General features: G+C 66.2%; 17 protein-coding genes. 14 read left to right on the top strand and 3 right to left on the bottom strand.

Annotated features, from left to right (window positions below; translation table 11 throughout):
• The first annotated feature begins 256 nt into the window (after positions 1 to 256).
• The 8 genes from C1876_RS13835 (at position 257) to ribF (ending at position 8,560) form a co-directional block, all read left to right on the top strand.
• Complete coding sequence (locus tag C1876_RS13835) at positions 257 to 736, top strand: ribosome maturation factor RimP (RefSeq protein WP_114547312.1); 480 nt, start codon at positions 257 to 259, stop codon at positions 734 to 736.
• Between the two features lie 17 nt (positions 737 to 753).
• Positions 754 to 1,971, top strand: a complete 1,218-nt coding sequence (nusA, locus tag C1876_RS13840) for a transcription termination factor NusA (protein ID WP_114547313.1) — start codon at positions 754 to 756, stop codon at positions 1,969 to 1,971.
• A 35-nt stretch (positions 1,972 to 2,006) separates the two neighbouring features.
• The gene (gene rnpM, locus C1876_RS13845) at positions 2,007 to 2,282 is read left to right on the top strand and encodes an RNase P modulator RnpM (RefSeq protein ID WP_114547314.1); all 276 of its coding nucleotides are present in this window, start codon (positions 2,007 to 2,009) and stop codon (positions 2,280 to 2,282) included.
• A 17-nt stretch (positions 2,283 to 2,299) separates the two neighbouring features.
• The gene (gene infB, locus C1876_RS18155) at positions 2,300 to 5,071 is read left to right on the top strand and encodes a translation initiation factor IF-2 (RefSeq protein ID WP_114547315.1); all 2,772 of its coding nucleotides are present in this window, start codon (positions 2,300 to 2,302) and stop codon (positions 5,069 to 5,071) included.
• A gap of 108 nt (positions 5,072 to 5,179) precedes the next feature.
• On the top strand, positions 5,180 to 5,620 hold the full coding sequence (gene rbfA, locus C1876_RS13855; RefSeq protein ID WP_114547316.1) for a 30S ribosome-binding factor RbfA: 441 nt from the start codon (positions 5,180 to 5,182) through the stop codon (positions 5,618 to 5,620).
• Between the two features lie 9 nt (positions 5,621 to 5,629).
• Positions 5,630 to 6,643, top strand: a complete 1,014-nt coding sequence (locus C1876_RS13860) for a DHH family phosphoesterase (protein ID WP_114547317.1) — start codon at positions 5,630 to 5,632, stop codon at positions 6,641 to 6,643.
• Positions 6,631 to 7,653, top strand: a complete 1,023-nt coding sequence (gene truB / locus C1876_RS13865) for a tRNA pseudouridine(55) synthase TruB (RefSeq protein WP_114547318.1) — start codon at positions 6,631 to 6,633, stop codon at positions 7,651 to 7,653. Before C1876_RS13860 ends, truB begins: the two co-directional genes overlap by 13 nt.
• The gene (ribF, locus tag C1876_RS13870; RefSeq protein ID WP_114547319.1) at positions 7,637 to 8,560 is read left to right on the top strand and encodes a riboflavin biosynthesis protein RibF; all 924 of its coding nucleotides are present in this window, start codon (positions 7,637 to 7,639) and stop codon (positions 8,558 to 8,560) included. Before truB ends, ribF begins: the two co-directional genes overlap by 17 nt.
• 211 nt (positions 8,561 to 8,771) lie before the next feature.
• On the opposite strand, the gene C1876_RS13875 is transcribed toward ribF, so the two are convergent.
• The gene (locus C1876_RS13875; RefSeq protein WP_114547320.1) at positions 8,772 to 10,844 is read right to left on the bottom strand and encodes an LTA synthase family protein; all 2,073 of its coding nucleotides are present in this window, start codon (positions 10,842 to 10,844) and stop codon (positions 8,772 to 8,774) included.
• Positions 10,845 to 11,144: 300 nt separating this feature from the next.
• Here C1876_RS13875 and C1876_RS13880 point away from each other — a divergent pair, with 300 nt between their 5' ends.
• The 3 genes from C1876_RS13880 (at position 11,145) to C1876_RS13890 (ending at position 16,343) form a co-directional block, all read left to right on the top strand.
• On the top strand, positions 11,145 to 13,244 hold the full coding sequence (locus C1876_RS13880) for a sodium-translocating pyrophosphatase (RefSeq protein WP_211309553.1): 2,100 nt from the start codon (positions 11,145 to 11,147) through the stop codon (positions 13,242 to 13,244).
• Between the two features lie 307 nt (positions 13,245 to 13,551).
• On the top strand, positions 13,552 to 15,042 hold the full coding sequence (locus C1876_RS13885; RefSeq protein ID WP_244910161.1) for a diguanylate cyclase domain-containing protein: 1,491 nt from the start codon (positions 13,552 to 13,554) through the stop codon (positions 15,040 to 15,042).
• Complete coding sequence (locus C1876_RS13890; protein WP_114547323.1) at positions 15,039 to 16,343, top strand: GGDEF domain-containing protein; 1,305 nt, start codon at positions 15,039 to 15,041, stop codon at positions 16,341 to 16,343. The genes C1876_RS13885 and C1876_RS13890 overlap by 4 nt, the downstream gene beginning before the upstream one ends.
• A gap of 72 nt (positions 16,344 to 16,415) precedes the next feature.
• Here C1876_RS13890 and gdhA read toward each other — a convergent pair whose 3' ends face one another.
• Positions 16,416 to 17,747, bottom strand: coding sequence for an NADP-specific glutamate dehydrogenase (gene gdhA / locus C1876_RS13895; protein WP_114547324.1), 1,332 nt, complete (start codon positions 17,745 to 17,747; stop codon positions 16,416 to 16,418).
• Between the two features lie 210 nt (positions 17,748 to 17,957).
• Here gdhA and C1876_RS13900 point away from each other — a divergent pair, with 210 nt between their 5' ends.
• From C1876_RS13900 to C1876_RS13910, 3 genes are read left to right on the top strand one after another with little or no spacing between them, the layout of a single operon-like run.
• Complete coding sequence (locus C1876_RS13900) at positions 17,958 to 19,304, top strand: DUF2130 domain-containing protein (RefSeq protein ID WP_114547325.1); 1,347 nt, start codon at positions 17,958 to 17,960, stop codon at positions 19,302 to 19,304.
• Positions 19,297 to 21,042: a hypothetical protein gene (locus C1876_RS13905; protein WP_114547326.1), complete on the top strand. Its 1,746-nt coding sequence runs from the start codon at positions 19,297 to 19,299 to the stop codon at positions 21,040 to 21,042. The genes C1876_RS13900 and C1876_RS13905 overlap by 8 nt, the downstream gene beginning before the upstream one ends.
• Positions 21,043 to 21,052: 10 nt before the next feature.
• Complete coding sequence (locus tag C1876_RS13910) at positions 21,053 to 21,490, top strand: hypothetical protein (RefSeq protein WP_114547327.1); 438 nt, start codon at positions 21,053 to 21,055, stop codon at positions 21,488 to 21,490.
• 12 nt (positions 21,491 to 21,502) lie between these two features.
• On the opposite strand, the gene C1876_RS13915 is transcribed toward C1876_RS13910, so the two are convergent.
• Positions 21,503 to 21,997, bottom strand: coding sequence for a YaiI/YqxD family protein (locus C1876_RS13915; protein ID WP_114547328.1), 495 nt, complete (start codon positions 21,995 to 21,997; stop codon positions 21,503 to 21,505).
• Positions 21,998 to 22,171: the final 174 nt, after the last annotated feature.

The following is a 22,171-nucleotide window of genomic DNA, read 5'->3' on the forward strand; positions in this document are numbered from 1 at the left end:
TCGCCGTTGCGCCGCCGACGCGAAAAATGTGGGGAACTTGCGACTGCGCTGATGGGCGCTCTAGGCAAAGCGCAGTTGATATGGTATAAATGCAGGGTACGACAAAGAAGCAAGCGCGTTTTCGCGCACCATACTTTCGACACACCGAGAAAGTGGGCTTGTTCCCGCTTTCTTTGTTTGTAAGGACTCGCACCCGTCCGACGGGCGGAGGCGAACGTGGGGTACGAAGCGCAACCGGACGGGAAGGAGGAAGCGCGTGCTGAGCAAGAAGGAACAACAACTGCTGGACGCGTTGGCTCCCCGGGCGGAGCAGGAGGGCGTCGAAATCGTCACGGTGGACGTCGTGGGCGCGAAGAAGGCGCCGACGATTCGCGTGTTTATAGACACGCCCGACGGCGTGAGCTTCGACGAGCTGTCCTCCGCACAGGTGTGGATCAACGACATCATGGACGAGCTCGACCCGTTCCCCGGAGCGTACACGCTCGAGGTTTCGTCGCCGGGCATCGACCGGCCGCTGCGCACGCCGGAGCATTTCGCGCGGTTCGCGGGCGACACGGCCGTGCTCAAGACGCAGCCGGTGGACGGCCGCAGCGCGTGGACGGGCACCATCGTGAGCGCCGACGAGCAGGCCGTCACGCTCGACGTCGACGGCACGGAGGCGGTCATCCCCTTTGACACCATCAAGCGCGCCCATCTCAAGGGCACGATCGATTTCAGCTCTAAAGCGAGCATCTGAGGAAAGGAAGCGAAGACGTGGCAAGTTCAGAACTGATTGAGGCGTTGCAGGCGTTAGCCCACGAGCGCAAGATCGACGAGTTCTACCTCATCGAGCGTTTGGAGCAGTCTCTCGCCAAAAGCTACGAGCGCATCCTCGATCTCGAGTGGGATGCTCGCGTGACCATCGACCGCCAGACCGGTCACATCTACGTGTACGAGCTCGTGCCCGTCGGCGAGCCCGACGAGGAAACGGGCGAGTACGACGAGTTCGAGGAGCGCGACGTCACCCCCGACGACGTGAGCCGCATCGCCGCGCAGAACGCCAAGGGCGTCATCGCGTCCATCGTGCGCGAAGCCGGCCGCCAGTCCATCTACGAGGAGTTCTCCGATCGCGTGGGCGACCTCGTCACGGGCACGGTGCTGCAGGGCACGCCGGACTTCACCATCATCAAGATCCGCGACGGCGTGGAGGCCGAGCTGCCCCATTACGACGTGAAGCGCAACCCGAACGAGCGCAACGAGCGCCCGGCCAACGAGCACTACCGCCACAACCAGCGCCTCAAGGTGCTCATCATCGAGGTGCGCGACCCGAACTCCGACGCGCCGAAGATGCGCGGCGAGCAGGCCCGCCCGGCCATCGTCGTGTCCCGCACGCATCCGGACCTCATCCGCCGCCTGTTCGAGATCGAAGTTCCCGAGATCTACGACGGCATGGTGGAGATCAAGTCCATCGCCCGCGAGCCCGGCGCGCGTTCCAAGATCGCCGTCTCGTCGCGCGAGGCGAACCTCGATCCCGTGGGCGCCTGCGTCGGCCCGAAGGGTAGCCGCGTGCGCATGGTGGTCGAAGAGCTGCGCAACGAGCGCGTCGACGTCATCCAGTGGGCCGAGGACCCGGCGGTGTACGTGGCCAACGCGCTGTCGCCGGCCAAGGTCACGCGCGTCATGATCGACGAGGACAACCACTACGCCACCGTCGTGGTGCCCGACGACCAGCTGTCGCTGGCCATCGGCAAGGAGGGCCAGAACGCCCGCCTCGCCGCGCGTCTGACGGGGTGGCACATCGACATCAAGAGCGCCAGCTTCACGGGCGAATCGCTGGCCCCGATGGACAACATGCTGATCGACGAAGACGAAGTGGTCGACGACGAGGCGGGTCTGTGCGCCTACGTCAACGAGGACGGCGCCCGCTGCCGCAACCATGCCCGCCCGGGCAGCCGGTACTGCGGCGTGCACGCCGACCTCGACGAAGCGTAAGAACGTACGAGGGTTTCGAGAGAGGGCGGCCTGGGATGACGGCGACGAAGGGGCAGCGCAGCTGCATCATGTGCGGAAAGCTGGCGGGTAAAGCCGAGCTCATGCGCATCGTGCGCGAGCCGTCCGGCGTCGTGTCGTTCGACAAGACCGGCCGTGCGCCGGGCAGGGGGGCGTACGTCTGCTCCGAGGAGTGCTTCGCCGCCGCATGCAAGAAGAAAAAGCTCGACCGGGCGCTCAAGGCGACGCTCGGCAGCGATGGGTACGACAGGATCGCCGCCGACGTCGCTTCGGCTGCGCGCGAAGCGAGATAGAAGTAGAGGAGTGGTATATGGCCAGCATGCGAGTACATGAGTTGGCGAAGGAATTCGACATATCGAGCAAAGAGCTGCTCGACAAGCTGCAACAGATGAAGATCCCCGCGAAGAGCCATGCGAGCATGCTCGCGGACGCCTACGTCGAGAAGATCCGCAAGAACCTCGAGCCCGAGATCAAGCAACGTGCCGGGCAGCTCGAGGACGAGGAAGCCGCGAAGCTCGCCCAGGAGCGCGCCGAAGCCGAGGCCCGCAAGGCCGAGGAGGAGCGTGCGCGCCGCGAGGCCGTCGAGCAGGAACGCGCCGCCCGCGAGGCCGAGCGCGCTCTGCGCGCCGAGGGCTCGTCCGACGACGAGCAGGCGGTCGGCGCCGACGGCGCTCCCGCGCCGAAGAAGGCCCCTGCGTCCTCTCCGTTCGAAAGCCTGGCCAGCCAGATCGAGAGCGAGAAGGAACGCGTTGCCCGCGAGGCCGCCGAGGCCCGCGCCCGCGCCCGCCAGGCCAAGATGGCCGCCGAGGTGGCCAAGAAGCAGGCGGTGGAAGAGGCCCTGCGCAATCGCAACAGCAAGGGCGGCGCCAAGAACGCGGCCCCCGCGCCGGCTGCCAAGAAGCCCGCGCCCGTGCTCGGCGCCAAGAAGCCCGCGTTCGACTCGCTGCTGTCGCAGATCGAGGCCGAGAAGCAGCGCATCGAAGCCCAGAAGCAGGCGGCTCCGGCCGCACGCGACGCTGCGCGCAAGGGCTCCAAGCCCGAGCGTCCGGCGAAGAAGGGCAAGAAGGGCGGCCATGTCGAGCAGGTCGTGCCCGAACTCGAGCTCGGGCAGCAGCCCGCGCAGCCCGAGGACCGCTACGCGCAGATGGCCGTGCAGGCCGAGAAGCTGCAGCGCGACAAAGTGCTCGCCGAGGCGCGCGCGGCCGTTGCCGCCGCCACCTCGCACGAGGGCGAAGGCCGCCGCAAGAAGCGCAAGGAGAAGCGCGAGGCCGAGACCCGCGACCGCATGGAACTCGAGGCCATCGAGAAGGGCCTCGATCCCACGCTCGTGCTCGACGACTCCGTCGTGGAGATCCCGCAGGGCGCCACGGTGGCGAAGTTCGCCGAGCTTCTGGGCGTGCCGTCCAACGACATCATCAAGCGTCTGTTCATGCTCGGCCAGGTGCTGACGCTCACGCAGTCCATGGGCGACGATCTCGTCGAGCTCATCGCCGACGACATGGGCCGCAAGGTGCGCGTCGTGTCGCCGGAGGAGAAGTACGCCGTGGTGTACCACGACAAGGACGAGGACCTCATGCCCCGTCCGCCCGTGGTCACCGTCATGGGCCACGTCGACCACGGCAAGACGTCGCTGCTCGACGCCATCCGCGACACGGGCGTCGTGGCCAGCGAGGCCGGCGGCATCACGCAGCACATCGGCGCGTCGGTCGTCGAGATCGACGGTCAGCAGATCACGTTCATCGACACGCCGGGCCACGAGGCGTTCACGGCCATGCGCGCCCGCGGTGCCCAGGTCACCGACGTTATCGTGCTCGTGGTGGCCGCCGACGACGGCGTCATGCCGCAGACCGTCGAGGCCATCAACCACGCGAAGGCCGCCAACGTGCCCATCGTGGTGGCGGTCAACAAGATCGACAAGCCGGGCGCGAACCCCGACCGCGTGCGTCAGGAGCTCGTGGAGTACGGCGTCATCCCCGAGGAGTGGGGCGGCACGAACATGTTCGTGGAGGTGTCGGCCAAGCAGCGCCTGCACATCGACGACGTGCTGGAAACCATCATCCTGCAGGCCGACGTGCTCGAGCTCAAGGCCAACCCCAACGCCGAGGCGTCCGGCTTCGTCATCGAGGCGAACCTCGACAAGGGCCGCGGCCCCGTGGCCACGGTGCTCGTCCAGCGCGGTACGCTCCATCCGGGCGATATCGTGGTGGCCGGCACGTCGTACGGCCGCGTGCGCGCCCTCGTCGACCCGCACGGCAAGCATGTCGACCAGGCTCTGCCGGCAGACCCGGTGGAGATCCTCGGCCTCAACAGCGTGCCGACGGCCGGCGACGAGTTCCGCGTGTTCGAGGACGAGCGCGACGCCCGCAAGCTGGCCGAGGAGCGTGCGCTGCGCGCCCGTCTGGCCGAGCAGGAGTCCAAGAGCCACATGAGCCTGGACGACCTGTTCAACCGCATCGAAGAGGGCAAGCAGACCGACCTGAACCTCATCGTGAAGGCCGACGTGCAGGGCTCCATCGAGGCGCTGCGCGACGCGTTCGAGAAGATGGACCAGTCCGAGGTGCGCATCAACATCGTGCACTCGGCCGTGGGCGGCATCACCGAGACCGACGTCACGCTGGCCTCCGCCTCCGACGCCATCATCATCGGCTTCAACGTGCGCCCCACGGGCAAGTCGAAGCAGCAGGCCGAGAAGGAGAAGGTGGACATCCGCCTGTACCGCATCATCTACCAGGCCATCGAGGAGATCAACGCCGCGCGCGTGGGCCTGCTGTCTCCCGATATCGTGGAAGAGGACACCGGCATCGCCGAGGTGCGCGAGACGTTCAAGGTGCCGAAGGTGGGCACGATCGCCGGCTGCTACATCATCGACGGCGAGATCCACCGCGACGACAAGGTGCGCATCGTCCGCGACGGCACCATCATCTTCGAGGGCTCCATGGAGTCGCTGCGCCGCTTCAAGGACGACGTGAAGTCCGTGAAGCAGGGCTACGAATGCGGCATCGGCATCAAGGGCTACCAGGACCTCAAGGTGGGCGACCACATCGAAGGCTACACCGTGAAGGAAGTCGAGCGCACGGAGTAACCGTTCGTTATCACTGCGTATGCCTGCGCGCTCGCCGGTACATCCACGCTACACTGGATGCGGCGGGCGCGTTTCGCGCAGACACCTTTATCGGTAAGGAGACGCATCATGAAACAGAGTTCATCCAACCGCAAGGTTAACGAGCAAGCACGCGAGATCATCGCGGGTATCCTGCTGTTTGAAATATCGGACCCGCGCTTGGAGCTGGTCACCGTCACGGGCTGCGAAGTGAGCTACGACCGCAGCGTGTGCAACGTGTTCTACACCACCGAGCCCGATCGCTACGAGGACGTGGCCGCGGCCTTCCAGAAGGCATCGGGCCGCATCCGCTCGCTCATGGCGAAGCAGCTGTCGTGGCGTATCGCCCCCGAGCTGCGCTTCTTGCTGGACAAGAGCGTGGACGAAGCCGAACGCATCGCGTCGGCGCTCGAGCGCGATGCCGCACGCAACAAGGTGGTCGCACCCACGGACAGCGACGTGCCGGCGGATGCCGACATCATGGCCGACCGCGAGGCGGAAGCCGAGCTGGCGGCGCATCACGACGAGTAGGGAGATTCCATGGCGGTCACGCCCCAGACCAACACCGACCTCGCATCCATTGCCGAGGCCCTGCAAGCGCACGACGACTTCATCATCTGCGGGCATGTGAGCCCCGACGGCGACTGCCTGGGCTCGCAGCTTGGCCTGGCCGCGGCGCTCAAAGCGCTCGGCAAGCGCGTGACCTGCCTTTTGGCGAAAGACGAGCCCATCGACGAGCGGCTCGTCTTTCTGCCGGGCGCCGCGGACCTCGTTCCGGCGGCGTCCTTCGACGGCGTCGCCCGCACGTTCGTGGCGGTGGACGTTCCCACCAGCGAGCGCATCGGGGAGGCGGCCGCCGCGCTGCGCGACGCCTGCGAGCTCTCGGTGACCGTCGACCACCATGCGGTGGATACCGCCATGACCGACCTCGTGTACGTCGACCCCGCCGCCGCATCCACGACGATGCTCGTGTGGGAGCTCGCCGGCCTGCTCGGCGTCGACCGGGCGGGCGACGTGGCGCTGAGCTGCTACACGGGCCTCGTCACCGACACGGGCCGCTTCCAGTACCAGAACACCGACGCGGCCGCCATGCGCGCCGCATCCGAGATGGTGGAAGCGGGGGCCGATCCGGCCACCGTATCGCGCGACATCTTCCAGAACCGCTCGCTGCCGTCCGTGCGCCTCGAAGGCATCGCCGTCGAGCGCATGGCGTTCGGTTGCGAGGGCGCCTTCGCCATGAGCTGGCTCACCCGCGAGGACTTCGAGGCCACCGGCGCGGTGAAGGCCGACGCCGAGCCCATCATCGACGCGCTGCGCTCGGTGTCGGGCGTGCGCGTGGCCTGCATGCTGCGCGAACAGGGCGATGCCGTGCGCGGCAGCCTGCGCGCCAAGGACGCCACCGACGTGGCGGCCATCGCGCGCTCCTTCGGCGGGGGCGGCCACGTGGCCGCGGCCGGCTTCACGCTGCACTGCTCCATCGACGAGGCGAGGGACCTGGTTCATCGCACGCTTGCCGCGACGTTTGCCGCGAGCGGGGAGGCGTGCGGCGCGTGAAACGGGGACTCTCGGGGTTGTCGCTGGTCGTTGGGGTGAACAAGCCGGCCGGCATGAGCTCTCATGACGTGGTGAACCGCTGTCGCTTCATCTTCGGCGAGCGGCGTGTGGGGCATACCGGCACGCTCGATCCCATGGCCACGGGCGTGCTGCCCATCTGTATCGGCCCGGCCACGCGGCTGGGGAACTACCTGACGGGGCACGACAAGCGCTATCGCGTGTCCATCGCGTTCGGCGCCGGCACCGACACCGACGACGCGGCCGGCCAGGTGGTGCGCACGGGCGAGGTGCCCGCGCGGGTGCTCGACCCCGAATTCGCCGCCGCGTTCGTGGCGAGCCTCGTGGGCAGGCGCAAGCAGATGCCGCCGGCGTACTCGGCCATCAAGGTGAACGGGAAGAAATCCTACGAAGCCGCGCGCGCTGGCAACATCATCGATCTTGCGCCGCGCGACATCGAGGTGTACGATGCCCGGTTGTTGGGTGTGCACGAGGGCGACGAGGCGACGCTACCCGCCTGGGACGTGTCGTTCGAGGTGTCGAAGGGCACCTACATCCGCGCGCTCGCGCGCGACGCGGGCGTGGCGCTGGGATGCCCGGCGCACGTGGCCGCGCTCGAGCGGACTGAGCTGGGGCTGCTCACGCTCGAGGAGTGCGTGAGCCTCGAGACGCTGGCCGAGCTCAAAGATCGCGCGGCGCTCGACCCGGTGCGCCTGCTGGGCGTGCGCTTCGCCTACGTGCAGGAGGACCTGGCCGCGAAGGTGGCGAACGGGGCGCAGCTGGGCGTCGAGGCGTTGCCGCTGTTCGAGCGGCGGCGGTCGACGGCGGCGCTCGAGTTGTGCGCCTGCACGGCGGGCGTGCGCGAGAGCTGCGAGCCGCCGCGCGACGGCGAGCTGGTGGCCGTGCTCGCCGACAACAAGCTGGTTGCGTTGTATGCGTTCAACGAGAAGCGCGCTCGCTACGAGACGCGCTGTGTGTTTCAAACGGGGGTGTCTCGTGGCAGAGATCTATAGAGTTGACGAGTCGTTCGACCATGCGTTCTTCAAGGGCACGTCGTGCGCCTTCGGCGTGTTCGACGGCGTGCATCGGGGGCATCGCTTCCTGCTGGACTGCGCGCGCACGACGGCGCGGGAAACCGGCGGCAGAAGCGTGGCGCTCACGTTCGACATCGATCCCGACGAGGTGTTCCATCCGGCGCGGCTCAAGAAGCTCATGACGAACGAGGAGCGCGTCGCCATGCTGGCGGAAAGCGGCGTCGACGCCGTGGTGGTGCTGCCGTTCACCCGCGATTTCGCGGCCTCCTCGCCCGAGGAGTTCCTGCTGCAGACCTTCGACGGCACCGTGCCGTCCTGCCTGCACGTGGGCTACGACTTCAAGTTCGGCGCGCGCGCGTCGGGCACCGTGCGCGACCTCGACTCCTGGGCCATGACGGGCGGCACGAACGTGCAGGCCCACGACCTGAAGAGCGACGACGGCGCGCCCATCACGGCCACGCGCATCCGCCTGCTCCTGGCCGACGGCGATATCCACGAGGCGAACCATCTGCTGGGACGCCCGTACTTCATGACCGGCACGGTCGAACCCGGCCGTGGCGAAGGCGCCGACCTGGGCTTCCGCACCGCGAACCTCGTGGTGCCCGACCAGATGCGCCCCCTCGGCGACGGCGTGTACGCCGCCTGGGCCACGGTGGACGGCGCGCGCTACAAAGCCGCCGTCAACGTGGGCGTGGCCGCCACCTTCGCCGACCGCGCCACCGCCACCTGCGAAGTCCATCTCCTCGATTTCGAGGGCGACCTCTACGGCAAGCGCATCAAGGTGGAGTTCCTCCACTGGCTCAGGGCCATGCGCAAGTTCGACAGCGTAGACGAGCTCATCGCAACCGTGAAGAGCAACATAGCCTGGGTAAGGGAGCATCTGTAACCCCGCAGCCTCTTTCTCTCTTTTTGGCGCGACCCTCTCGCTTTTTATGGCGCGACGAGTGTCTACCGGTCCTCGCTCGACCCTTCGCGCCGATCGCACGCCGCACCCAGGTGCGCTCGGCGCGGACGCGGTCCCCAGCCCGCAATTCCCACCCCGCGCCAAAAAAAGAAGGGGCGCTTCCATCCCGCACCAGCAAAGGGGAGGAAGCCCCTTACCTCACGCTCCAGACCGAATCTCGGTTGAACAGGTTGTCGTACTGCACGTCGGCGTAGGCGCGCAGGGCTTCCCAGACGTCCGATTCCTCCTCGTCGGCGAAGCCGTGCCAGACGCCGTCGTTCGTGAGGTAGCCGTTGAGGTTGATGGCGGGGACGGCTTCGCGCACGGCCAGCAGGAAGCGCTGGTAGCTCGTGGTGGGCAGCCCTGCGGCGTCCACGAGCTTCGCTCCCAGGTAGTTGAGGCTCGTGCGCTCGTGGTCGTTGGCTTCCGCATGCTCGCCATCGCCCGCGCCCTGCGCCCGGGCCGCGTCGTTCGCCCAGATCATGTACGGCACGGTGTAGCGCTCCTGCACGGCGTCGAGGCCCAGGTCGTCGGCGTTCGCGCCGTCGTGGGTGACCTCGAACAGCCAATCGCTGAAGCCGGGCTGATGATCGCCGAAGAAGCACAGCACCACGGGCCGGTCGAGCGCGTTCAGCTGCTCCACGAGGTAGGCGAGGTCGCGGTCGGCCTGGCGGATGACGCTCGCGTACTCGTCGAGCTCCGAGGACGTGGTGCCGTCGCCCAGCGGCACGGTGACGGTCATGTCGTCGTCGAGGCCGCCCACGTCGTAGCCGCCGTGGTTCTGCAGCGTGACGTCGAACACGAACTGCGGGTTCTCGTCGGCGGCCAGCAGGTCGAGCACGTAGTCGTACGTCGCGCGGTCGGTGGTGAGGCCGCGCAGCGTGTCGGCGTCGGCGAAGGCGCTCTGGTCGGTGAACGCGTCGAACCCGAGCTGGTCGTACACGCGGTCGCGCCGCCAGTTCGTGCTCTCGGCGGGGTGGATGGCGTGCGTGGCGTAGCCGAGCGCGTCGAAGTACGACACGAGGCTCTCGGTGCCGTCGAGGTCGTACAGCACGTAGGGGTACACGCCGCCGCCGAGGTGCCCCATGCTCGATCCGGTGAGGAACTCGAACTCGCTGTTGCACGTGCCGCCGCCGAGCGCCGAGACGTACGCGTCGCCCGACTCGAGCGCCGAGGCGGCGATATCGTAGTAGTACGCGGGGCGCGCGTCGGTGTCGGCCAGGCCGGGGTAGCGCGAGAGGTCGGAGAACGTCTCGTTCATGATGGCGATGACGGTGGGCGCCTCGGTCTCGGCCGCCGTTTCGACGGCGCCGCCGTCGAGCCCGCCGAGCAGCGCCGCAACGGCGTCGGCGTCGTAGCCGTCGGGCTGGGCGGGGCTCAGATCCTGCACGCGCTTGAGGAAGCACAGCGTCGATCCCTGCTCGGCGTACGACTCCTTCACGCCCCAGACGTCCACGGTGACGGCGTAGGCCTTCTCCATGTCGTACGACCCGATCCACCAGCCGAAACAGCCGGCCAGCGCCAGCGCGCACACGCTGTTCGCCACGAGGCGCCGCGGCGTGGCCGCCACCTTCGGCACGTAGGCGACGGCGGTGGAGGCGGCGGCGAACACGACGATGGTCTCGAGGAGCCGCGCGTCGAGCGAAAACGTGTAGCCCGCGCCCACCGAGGCCGCCGTGGACAGGGCGAACAGGTCGGCCGGAACGACGGGCTGCCCCTTGAACAGGATGACGAAGTGGTTGGCCACGCCCGCCACGAGGCAGGCCAGCAGGAAGGCCATGACGGCTCCGCGCGTGCGCTGTCCGGCCGCATACACGATGGCGAACAGCACGCCGAGCACGCACAGGTTCGCCAGCACGTAGTACGGCTCCATGAGCAGCAGCTGGTCGTTCCAGGGGCGCTCGAGCAGGTAGAACCCAACCGGGATGGCAAGCAGCACGACCACCGGCCGGGCGAGCGCCCATCGGCGCAGGGCGGTTTCCGTGCGCTTCGCGCGCACGAGGAAGGCCACGCTGCAGGCGACGAGCAGCACGGCGGCGCCCGTCACGACGAACCAGGGCGCGTCGGAAAAGCCGCAGGCGGCGTAGACGATGATGAACAGGGCGGCAAGCGCGCAAAGACACGCTCCCACCAGGTCGCCGCGGGAGGGCGTCAGGTGGGTGCGCAGGTCGGAACAGGACGCGACGGCCGCGGAGAGCGCTGCGTCGCAGCGCTGACGTACGGTCATAGGGAAACTCCTACTATAGTAAACAGATGTGTGAACACCGATAAGTATAAGGGGTGCATGATAGCGGTTGGGTTGCGACTGCGCAGGGGGCGTTTCCGGACGGTTCGACGTTTCATGGCGCTGACCGGGCTATTCAGCCAAACTGGCAAAAAACTGTGATTCCGACTTCACATTATCTGCAAATATCCTACAATAAGACAGCTGAATGCGACTTTCCCGCTTAGAATGCCCGGCGAAAAGGTCGCATAGTTGTATTGGAAGAGGACAAGGAGGATTCAAGTGACGGTTCAAGTCGCATGGATGGCTCCCATCTGTGCCTTAATTGGCATCTGCATGGCGGGCTACCTCGGATCGTGGGTGCTCAAGCAGGACCCGGGTCCGGACAAGATGAACAACATTTCGCTGAAGATTCAGCAGGGCGCGAAGGCGTTCCTCATGAGCGAGTACAAGCTGCTCGTCATCTTCATGGTCGTGGTGGCCGTGGTGATGGCGGTGGCGCTGTCCCCGATCACGGCCATCGCGTTCGTGACCGGCGGCATTCTGTCGGCGCTCGCCGGCTACATCGGCATGCACGTGGCCACGCGCGCCAACACGCGCACCGCCTACGCCGCCGAGAAGTCCGTGGCCGCCGCGCTGAACGTCAGCTTCAAGTCGGGCCTCACCATGGGCCTGTCCGTCGCTTCGTTCGCGCTGCTGGGCCTGAGCCTCTGGCTCATCCTGCTCGTGTTCGGCGTCGACTCGTTCGACCTCATGCACGAGCATGTGGGCATGGTCGAGGGCTTCGCCACCGGCGCATCGGCTGTCGCGCTGTTCGCCCGTGTGGGCGGCGGCATCTACACGAAGGCGGCCGACGTGGGCGCCGACCTCGTGGGCAAGGTCGAAGCGGGCATTCCGGAGGACGATCCGCGCAACCCGGCCACCATCGCCGACAACGTGGGCGACAACGTGGGCGACGTCGCGGGCATGGGCGCCGACCTGTTCGAGTCCTACACCGGCGCCATCCTGGCGCCCACCATCCTGGCCACGACGTTCGCCGCGCTCGGCTACTTCGGCGCGTTCGGCAGCATCGACGCCACGTGGGCCATCGTCGTCCCGGTGCTCATCGCCGGCTGCGGCATCATCACCTCGATCATCGGCCTGCTGGCCGTGCGCACGAAGGAAGGCGCCGAGCTGCACAAGGCCCTCAACCGCGGCACGTACCTCGCCGCCATCATCGAGGTCGTCGCCATCCTCGTGATCTTCATCATGTGGAACAACCAGACCGTCGACGCGCAGCCCATCTGGCTGTTCGGTTCGGTGCTGTGCGGTCTCGTGGCGGGTCTCCTCATCGGCAAGACCACCGAGTACTTCTGCTCCGACTCCTACAAGCCGGTGCATCAGATCGCCGAGGCGTCCGAGACGGGCCCCGGCACGAACGTCATCCAGGGTCTGTCGACGGGCATGCTGTCCACCATCATCCCCATCCTGCTCGTGGCGTTCGCCATCATCGGCGCGTACACGTTCGGCAACATGGCGTTCCCGAACGTTGACGACATGGGCGGCATCGCCGTCGGCCTGTTCGGCGTGGCGCTTGCCGCGACGGGCATGCTGTCGAACACGGCCATCACCATCGGCGTCGACGCGTACGGCCCCGTGGCCGACAACGCCGGCGGCATCGCCGAAATGGCCGGTCTGCCCGAAGAGGTGCGCGAGCGCACCGACGAGCTGGACTCCGTGGGCAACACCACGGCCGCCATCGCGAAGGGCTTCGCCATCGCGTCCGCGGGCCTGTCCGCCATCTCGCTGTTCGTGTCCTACCAGGCCACGATGCACCATGCCATCCCCGAGTTCGAGCTGACGCTCACCGACCCGCTCATCATCGCCGGCATCTTCATCGGCGCCATGATCCCGTTCATGTTCGCGGCCCTCACCATGGGCGCCGTGTCGCGTGCGGCCCATGCCATGGTGGCCGAGGTTCGTCGTCAGTTCCGCGAGATCAAGGGCATCATGACCTACGAGGCCGAGCCCGAGTACGACAAGTGCATCGCCATCTCCACCTCGTCCGCGCTGCGCGAAATGATGCTGCCGGGTATCCTGGCCGTCGTCATCCCCGTGGTCATCGGCTGCTTCAACCCGGCCATGCTGGGCGGCTTCCTCGCGGGCGCCGTGTCCACCGGCATGCTGCTGGCCATCTTCATGTCGAACGCGGGCGGCGCGTGGGACAACGCGAAGAAGTACATCGAGAAGGGCGCGCATGGCGGCAAGGGCTCTGAGGCCCACAAGGCTGCCGTCGTGGGCGACACGGTGGGCGACCCGTTCAAGGACACCTCCGGTCCGTCCATGAACATCCTCATCAACCTTATGACCATCGTCTCGCTGACGTTCTCGCCGCTGTTCATCTTGGTGCAGTCGCTGTTCTAAGCGTTTCGAGCAAGCGCAGGTTCGCATCGAGGGCCCCGGCACCGCCGGGGCCCTCGTGCGCTACGTGGAAGATGCGGTCTATGAGATCGACGAGGCGGACGCCGATGCGTCGTCCTGCGAAGGGGTCTCCCTACGCTTGTCCGAAAAAAGTTCAAGGCATCCAATCCTTCCGGGGGGGGGGGTAGTATGCTATATTGAAAGCACTGTACGTGTCCGGTTACGCAAGAAACGAGAGTGCATGGCGAACGAAGCGATAACGGCATTTCATCGTTCGCGCTTTTCGTTTAAGCGTTTGGCCTGGTGCGGAGTGCTCTTGGCAGCGCTTTCCGTGCTGGCGGTATGCGCCATCGGCGTGGCGCTTGCCGTGCACGACATGCGGCACGAGACCACCGTCTCGCTGACGAGCGCCCGGCCTCAAATCGAGCAGCGCATCGACGAATCGTTCAAGCTGCTCGAATCCCTTGCCGTGCAACCCGTCCTGTGCGATCCCGATGTTCCCGTCATGGACAAAGTGAGCCTGCTCGATCAAGTCAACGAACGTTATCAATACTTCCTCTTGTGCTACGTGGACGAGGACATCAACGTGTGGGATGCCACGGGCCCCGCGAGCCTTGCCAGCCGCGATTTCATGCAGAAGCTGTACGCCACGGGCGAGCGAACGGTTACCGACAGCTTCGCTGCCGGAGCCGATGGGGTGACGCTCAATTACGTCGTGCTCGTCCCGCTGCACGACGAGGGCGTCATGACGGGATCGCTGTTCGTGTCGCTGTACTTCGACGATGTGGATGAGCTGCTCAACGAGAGCACGGCGAGTGCCGAGGTCGAGTCCGTGCTCGTCGGCAGTCGAGGGCAGGTCATGTCGGCGACGTCGGGCTACGTATACGACGACTTCTTTCTCGACCCGCTGCGCGACCGCATCGCATTCGGCGTGACGGCCGACGGCATCGAAGCCGAGCTGCTCGCGTCGAACGAGGTGGATTTCTGGACGGTCGAAGGGCTTGACCTGCGCTACTATGTCGCGGCGCCCATCGACGGCACCTCGTGGGATCTGGTGTGCTCGAGCGACTTTTGGAGTGCGTATGCAAAGATCATGAGCAACCTGCTGCCCGTCATATTCGTGATTCTCGCGCTCATAGCGGGTATGTTCGCGCTGATGTGGCGCTGGTTCTCGCAGCAGATGGAGAGCGCTTCGGCGCTTGAGAAGTCCGTCGAGCAGCTGCAGAAGAAGCTCTACAGCGATGACGGCGCATCCGATGCCGACATCTCCGACATCCTCGAGCTCACGTCGTCGGGATTGTCCGACGGGCTGACCGGCACGTTCACGCGGTCGGTGTTCGCAAGCCGCCTGACGAGCGCGCTCGAACATGCGGGGAGCACCGAGAAACTGTACGCGCTCTGCTTCGTCGACGTGGACGATTTCAAGCTGATCAACGACACCTACGGGCATGCGATGGGCGATGTCGCGCTCAAGAGCATCGGCTATCTTCTGCGTGAGTTCGAACGACGCTACGACGGCTTGGTGGGTCGGTACGGCGGCGACGAATTCGTGCTGCTCATGACCGATCTCGACAACGACGACGAATTGCGCGACGTGCTCGACGAGATGACGGCGGGCTTGCACGTGGACATCCAATCGGGAGATGCGGCGTTCTCGGTGCATTGCAGCGTGGGCGTGTCGGTATGGGATGGGCGAATCGACGCCGACGTCCTCATGGAGCAGGCCGACCAGGCGTTGTACATCGTCAAGCAGCAAGGCAAGGAAAACTACTGCGTGTACCAAGACCGGGATGCGTCGTGAAGTCGCGCAAAGCGTTGGAGGTTTTCGGATTCGGCGTGTTCTCCCTCGCGGTCTGCGTGGCGGTGACAGCGGTGGGCTTGTTCCTCTTCGACGAGGTGAACGTCACGCGCCAACGCGATGCCGATACCGTGCTCGCCTATTTCCAGCAGACGATGACGCAGAAGCTGCGCAGCGATCTGAGCCAAGGCGACGCGCTTGCGGCGGCGATTGCGGTGGACCCGACCGACGACGGATGGTTTCCGGCCGCAGCCGAGCGCCTGCTCGAGCAGGATGGGGCGGCCTACGTCGCCTATCTGCAGGGCGAGACGATGCGCTACGCCCTTCCGGAAAGCTCGTTCGGCGACACGGTGGGCCGCGATCTGGTCACGTTCTCGTACGTGTACACGTTGGGCAAGGTGACGGACGACTTCGTGGTCGAAGGGCCCGTCGAGCTGACCGAGGGCAACGAAGTGTTCCTGTTCGTGCGGCCCTTCGATGTCGATGGCGTGTACTACGGCGAAGTGATCGTGGGTCTCGATGCGGCGTACGTGATCGAGCAGCTTGATTTCGCCTCGCTCGAAGAGCAGGGCTACCGCTACGAGCTGTGGGCGGTGAGTCCGCAGGACGGCAGCAAGGACGTCATCGCCGTTTCGGAGGGCGCGACCGACTTCTCGCAGGCGGTGAAGCTGTCGTTCAACATGCCCACCCTGTGGACGCTGTCCCTCGTGCCCGTTGACGGATGGGTTCCGCGCACCTGGGCATTCGATATCGTGGGCGGATGCACGCTGGTCGCCCTGCTGGTGATCGCGCTGACGGGCACGGCGTTGATCCTGCGCCGGACGCGTCGGCAGGCTGCGCAGGAGCGGTTGCTCGATCCCGAGACGGGGCTTTTGACGTATGCGGGATTCTTGGAAGCGCTCGAGCGCAACGGACGCCGTCGGAAGGGTCCGCTGCCGCTCACGCTCATCTGCCTGTCGGTGGACGACTTCGAACGCACGGCGCTCGCGCTCGGATGGGCCGCGCGCAACAGCTACCTGGAATCGGTGAAGGGCGAGATTGCGGCCGTGGTGCAGGGGAGCTACGATGCCGCGCGCGTGAGCGGCGGCAGCTTCGTGGTGTGCGTGTACGAACGCATCGACCGGCGAACGCTCGGCGACATGATGCGCGCGTTGGAGCTGGCGCTGCTGTGGAAGGCGCGCATCGACGGGAAGAAGGTGTTCTGCCGCGTGCGCTCCGCAGCGGTGAGCTGGCCCGAAGACGGCGCCGATGCGGCGGCGCTCGTCGAGCGCACGGTGTCGCTGCTCGAGCGCGATCGGACGTAAACGAAAAGGCCCCGTCCGAAGACAGGGCCTTGCGCATGATGCGGGAGTTCCGCGCGGTGCGTCAGACGTTGCTTACACGATGCCCTGGGCCATCATGGCGTCGGCGAGCTTCTTGAAGCCGGCGATGTTGGCGCCCATGACGTAGTTGCCCTCGTGGCCGTATTCCTTGGCCGCGTCGTCGGCAGCATGGTAGATGTTCTTCATGATGCCCTGCAGCTTGCTGTCCACTTCTTCGAACGTCCAGGACAGGCGCTCGGAGTTCTGCGACATCTCGAGGCCGGAGGTGGCCACGCCGCCGGCGTTCGCCGCTTTGCCGGGGCAGAACACCACGCCGTTCTCCATGAGGTAGTCGGTGGCGTCCATCGTGGTGGGCATGTTCGCGCCCTCGGCCACGATCTTGCAGCCGTTGGCCACCAGCTGCTTCGCGTCGTCGATGAGCAGCTCGTTCTGCGTGGCGCACGGCAGCGCGATGTCCACGGGCACGCTCCACACGCCGCGGCCCTCATGGTACTCGACGCCGTCCTTGCGCTGGGCGTATTCGGAGATGCGGGCGCGCTCGACTTCCTTGATCTGCTTGACGAGGTCGAGGTCGATGCCCGCCGGGTCGTGAATCCAGCCGGTGGAGTCGGACATGGTGACCACCTTCGCGCCGAGCTGCTGCGCCTTCTCGGTGGCGTAGATGGCCACGTTGCCCGAGCCGGACACGGCGACGGTCTTGCCCTCGAAGGAGTCGTCGTGGCAGTTCAGGTACTCCTGCACGAAGTAGATGAGGCCGTAGCCCGTGGCCTGCGTGCGGGCGAGCGAGCCGCCATAGGACAGGCCCTTGCCGGTGAGCACGCCTTCCCACACGTTCTTGATGCGCTTGTACTGGCCGAACATGAAGCCCACCTCGCGGGCGCCCGTGCCGATGTCGCCGGCCGGCACGTCGGTGTCGGCGCCGATGTGGCGGAACAGCTCGGTCATGAAGCTCTGGCAGAAGCGCATGATCTCCATGTCCGACTTGCCCTTCGGGTCGAAGTCGCAGCCGCCCTTGCCGCCGCCCATGGGCAGGGTGGTCAGGCTGTTCTTGAAGATCTGCTCGAAGCCGAGGAACTTGATGATGCCGAGGTTCACCGACGGGTGCAGGCGCAGGCCGCCCTTGTAGGGCCCGATGCAGCTGTTGAACTGCACGCGGTAGCCGCGGTTCACATGCACGTTGTTCTCGTCGTCGACCCAGGGCACGCGGAACATGACGACGCGCTCCGGCTCCACGAGACGCTCGAGCAGACCGGCCTTCTCGTAGGCGGGGTTGGACTCGATGACCGGCTTCAGCGACGACAGCACTTCGGTGACGGCCTGGATGAACTCCGGCTCGTTCGGGTTCTTTTCCTTGACCTGCTCGATGACGTTATCAACGTAACCCATCTTGGCGGACCTCCCATTCATGCGGGTACTCTTACGGGCTTCATTATAGACAGCGTTGCGCGCCGACCGCGCTTTGTTAAACGATTCGAAACAAAACAGCACGCCGAAAGGACGAAATGCATGCCGAAGAAGCGCGGCTGTCCCGAACATGGGGCCGTGAAGCGCGCGGCGATGGGGTAGAATCGGAGGATGAGATGAGAAGGAGCTTGCATGAACGAGATCAAATGCCCTCGGTGCGGGGAAGTGTTCACCATCGACGAAGCCGGGTTCGCCGCCATCGTGAAGCAGGTGCGCGATGCCGAATTCGACAAGGAGATTCGCCGCCATGCCGAGCTGCTCGAAACCGAGAAGCGGCAGGCGGTGGAGCTGGCCGTGGCGCAGGCGCTCGGCAAAGCCCAGGGAGCGGTGACGGAGAAGGAAGCCCGCATCGCCGAGCTGGAAACGCGCCTGGAAGCCGCCGCGCGCGACCGCGAGCAGGAGGCGCGCCTGGCGCAGGCCAACCTCGAGCGCGCCATGGCCGACGCCGTGGCGAACCGCGACGCCCGCATCGCCGAGCTCGAGCAGCGCGTGGCCGCGCAGACCGCCGCGTTCGAAACCGAGAAGCAGCTGGCCGTGCAGGAGGTGCGCTCGACGCTCGAGCGCGAGCGCGACGCGCTGGCCGCGCAGACGGCCCTCAAGGAGGCCGAGAAGCGCCAATGCGAGAGCGCCCTCAAGGAGCAGCTGGCCATCGAGCTCAAGGCGAAGGACGACATCATCGCGTACAAGGAAGGCGAGATCGAGCGCTACAAGGACATGAAGGCGCGCCTGTCCACGAAGATGGTGGGCGAGTCGCTCGAGCAGCACTGCGAGACGGAGTTCAACAAGCTGCGCGCCACGGCGTTCCCCCGCGCGTACTTCGAGAAGGACAACGATGCGTCCGAGGGCAGCAAGGGCGACTTCATCTTCCGCGAATGCGACGAGGACGGCACCGAGATCGTGTCCATCATGTTCGAGATGAAGAACGAGTCCGACGACTCGTCGCATCGCCACAAGAACGAGGACTTCTTCAAGAAGCTCGACGCCGACCGCGCGAAGAAGGGCTGCGAGTACGCCGTGCTCGTGACGCTGCTCGAACCCGAGAGCGAGCTGTACAACCAGGGAATTGTGGACGTGTCGTACCGCTACGAGAAGATGTACGTCATCCGCCCGCAGTTCTTCATCCCGATGATCTCCATCCTGCGCAACGCGTCCATGGGCGCGCTCGCCTACAAGTCCGAACTGGCCGTCGTGCGCAACCAGAACATCGACATCACGAACTTCGAGGAGCAGATGGAGACGTTCAAGGCGGGCTTCGGCCGCAACTTCGACCTGGCAAGCCGCCGCTTCCAGACGGCCATCGACGAGATCGACAAGACCATCACGCATCTGCAGAAGACGAAGGACGCGCTGCTGTCGTCCGAGAACAACCTGCGCCTGGCGAACAACAAGGCGCAGGACCTCACCATCAAGCGCCTCACCCGTAACAACCCCACCATGCAAGCCGCCTTCGAAGCCCTGAAGGCCGAGCGGGATGAGTAGAGCGAGCGGCTCGATGCTCGCTCGGGCGGGCTACGCGCTGGCGGGGACGCTCGTCGCGGTGCTCGTGGCGTGGCTGATGTCGCTCGTCGTGCCTTCGTCGCACCCCGGCTTCCTCGAACTCTTCGCGTTCGCCGCCGCCATGGGGGCCACGCTAATGGTGTGGGCGGCGTTCAAGCCCTCGTGCGGCCCTTCGCGTGCGGTCGCGTTCGAAGCGCTCGTCGTGTTCGTCACGATGATGTGCGTCCAGATGGGCAGCGACGCCCTGCGATTGCCGAGCATGCTCGGCTATAGCCCGAGCCCTCTTTTGTGGGTATGGAACTACACGATGTTCATGCTGTACACCGGCCTCGGCCTGGTGCTGCCGGCGGCTTGGGCGCTCGGAAGCAACGAGCGATGGCTGCGCCGCTCCCCGAAGCTGGTCGTCGGCGAGTTCGCGTTCGTCCTGGTCTCGTGGGCGCTGGCGGCAAACGGCATGCTCGATTTTTCCTCGACCTTGCTCGGTTTCGCGATCCAGGGTCTCGTTTTCGTGGCGGCCGCGCTGGCTGCGGCGGCCGTGTTCCAGCGGGCGGTCTGCGAGATCGTATGGCGCTCGCGCGGTGAGCGCGAAGATGAGCCCGCAACGCCGCGGCACGCGCCCGCCGCGTGCCCGGACCCTGCGCCGCGGCAACCCCTGCGCACGGCCTGCATCATCGTGCTGGTTGCGTCGGCGGGTCTCAGTGCGCTCGCGCTCGCATTCTTCTTCGTATGCGCAGCCTACGCGCGGGCGCACGGCCTCGAGGTGCGCAACGTCGTGTACGACGTGCCGACCTTCTGCGTGCTGGCCACGTGCTTCGTCGCGATCCCGTTCTCCGCCATAGGCGCGGCAGCGGGGCCGAGCAAAGACTACCGCGTTGCGGGATACGCCGTGCTCTGCGCGCTCGTGCTGCTTCCGACCATGCTGTTCAGCACGGCCCGGCTGGACGTTCCCGAGGAAACCGTGCAGGACGACGGCACCGTCAAGGTGGTCACGCCCGTATGGCTCGACAAGGATCGCGTGTCGTACGCCACGCCCGAAGGCCCGCTGTTCATGCGCATGCTGCCCGATGCGCCTGCCGCTTCGGTTCCTGAAGACGAAGAACCGCTTCCGCGTGAGCAGTCGGGATATTCCTACCATACCACGGGCACTATCGCATCCATCGACGCGGCGGCGCAAACGCTTGAGCTGGCGGTGACGGATTCGACCGAGTACCTTGCGACCGGCGAGCACGTGACCGTCGAATGCGCAGCGGCCGAGCATTTCGACGTCCCGTTCGACGAGCTCGCGGTGGGGGAGACCGTGCAAATACGCTCGACCGAGGCCTGCGCGGACGGGGTCATCGTCGCGCAGAAGGTGTTCGTCGAGATCAGCGATTACTACCGTCCCGAAGGCGGCCCCGAGCGAAGCCTCGACGACATCCTCGCGTCGTACGATTGCCCCTACGCGATCACCGGCACGGTGATCTCGGCCGTCGGCGAAAACGGATTCGAGTTTCGCATCGACGACGGCGGCGGCGCGATTGAGAACGGCACGGAACTGTACGTGTCCACCCTGTTCGTGGAGCGCCGCCTGTACGGCATGAAGGGCTTGCAGTGGGGCATGGACGGCGTGATCATCGGGTTCTCGGCCCTGCCGTCCGAGGACGTCCTGCGCGCGAAGGTGATCGTGGGCAACGACGACACCTCGTCTGCGTACTGGGAAAACATGCAGATCGCGAATTAGGAGGAACGCCATGGGTGCAAGGAACCGCGTATCGATCGGGCTCGCGCTGTGCGCCGTGCTGACGGGAGGCGTCCTGGTCGCGGGCTGCTCGGCGGCGCCTGCGGAGACGTACGAGACGCCGTACTATACGCTGCAGCTGCCCACCGACCTCGCGGCGTCCTGCGTGATCGAGTACGACGACTACGCGCGTATGATGAACGACGGCTCGGGCGAGATCGGCCATACGACGAGCGTGCTCGATCGGGAGACGGGCGCTCCACTGTTCTTCGTCGTGTGCGGCCCGGATTCGTTCGGGCCCGACGAGGGCGACCCGCGGAGCGTGAAGCTGGGAGAGCCCTCGCAGCTGCCGGGTGCGAACGTCTACGTGGGGCAGCTCATGTTCGGCCTCGACGGGGAGACCACCGACCCGCACGCGGAGGAGTACGCCTCCTTCGTCACGGTGCGCTAGCGTTCCTTCGCGCTACGCCTCTTCGCGGCGCACCTCGTCGACGAGACGTTGGAGGTTCGCGGCGAAGCGCTCGCGGTCGTCGTCTTCGAAGGCGGCGGGCCCCTTCGTGCGCCCGCCTTGACGGCGCACCTTCTTCTCCTCGTGGCGGATGTGCATGTCGAGGTCGATGGTGGCCAGCGTGTAGACGCGCCCGCGCACGCCGATGGCCCGCGCGCGCCGCCCCAGCACCATGGCGGCCAGGCCGATGTCCTGCGTCACCACGATGTCGCCCGGCTCGAGCTCCTGCACGATGGCGAAGTCGGCCGCGTCGGCGCCGATGCCCACGGCCAGCGTGTCCACCCAGAACCCCGGCCCGGGCTGCCGCGGGTCGTCGCGCCGGATGTGGCGCGCCAGGTTCTGCGTCGCGTTGCCCGCGATGACGACGGGCACCTTGTTCTTGCGTGCCACGGCGAGGGCGGCGGAGGTGACGGGGCAGGCGTCAGCGTCGATGTAGATGGTGGGCTGCATGGGCTCGCTTTCTCTTCGTTCCGTCCAGTATACGGCACGCGCCCCGCGCCCCGCGGCGGCTTGTTTGGCAGCGCGGCTGAAAACGTCGAAACGGTGATCGAAATGTGCGCAAAACGTGACCGGCGCCCGCCGTAGATATTCTGTCGATATTTGCGGCTTAGGTTCTCCCGAGAG

The organism is Eggerthella sinensis, assembly GCF_003339815.1.
GTDB classification, from domain to species: domain Bacteria; phylum Actinomycetota; class Coriobacteriia; order Coriobacteriales; family Eggerthellaceae; genus Eggerthella; species Eggerthella sinensis.

What these genes read in the sequence shown, in the direction of transcription:
- rnpM (WP_114547314.1), top strand. Translation starts at nt 2,007, where the DNA reads ATGACGGCGACGAAGGGGCAGCGCAGCTGCATCATGTGCGGAAAGCTG.
- infB (WP_114547315.1), top strand. Translation starts at nt 2,300, where the DNA reads ATGGCCAGCATGCGAGTACATGAGTTGGCGAAGGAATTCGACATATCG.
- rbfA (WP_114547316.1), top strand. Translation starts at nt 5,180, where the DNA reads ATGAAACAGAGTTCATCCAACCGCAAGGTTAACGAGCAAGCACGCGAG.
- C1876_RS13860 (WP_114547317.1), top strand. Translation starts at nt 5,630, where the DNA reads ATGGCGGTCACGCCCCAGACCAACACCGACCTCGCATCCATTGCCGAG.
- C1876_RS13875 (WP_114547320.1), bottom strand. Translation starts at nt 10,844, where the DNA reads ATGACCGTACGTCAGCGCTGCGACGCAGCGCTCTCCGCGGCCGTCGCG.
- C1876_RS13880 (WP_211309553.1), top strand. Translation starts at nt 11,145, where the DNA reads ATGGCTCCCATCTGTGCCTTAATTGGCATCTGCATGGCGGGCTACCTC.
- gdhA (WP_114547324.1), bottom strand. Translation starts at nt 17,747, where the DNA reads ATGGGTTACGTTGATAACGTCATCGAGCAGGTCAAGGAAAAGAACCCG.
- C1876_RS13900 (WP_114547325.1), top strand. Translation starts at nt 17,958, where the DNA reads ATGAACGAGATCAAATGCCCTCGGTGCGGGGAAGTGTTCACCATCGAC.
- C1876_RS13905 (WP_114547326.1), top strand. Translation starts at nt 19,297, where the DNA reads ATGAGTAGAGCGAGCGGCTCGATGCTCGCTCGGGCGGGCTACGCGCTG.
- C1876_RS13910 (WP_114547327.1), top strand. Translation starts at nt 21,053, where the DNA reads ATGGGTGCAAGGAACCGCGTATCGATCGGGCTCGCGCTGTGCGCCGTG.
- C1876_RS13915 (WP_114547328.1), bottom strand. Translation starts at nt 21,997, where the DNA reads ATGCAGCCCACCATCTACATCGACGCTGACGCCTGCCCCGTCACCTCC.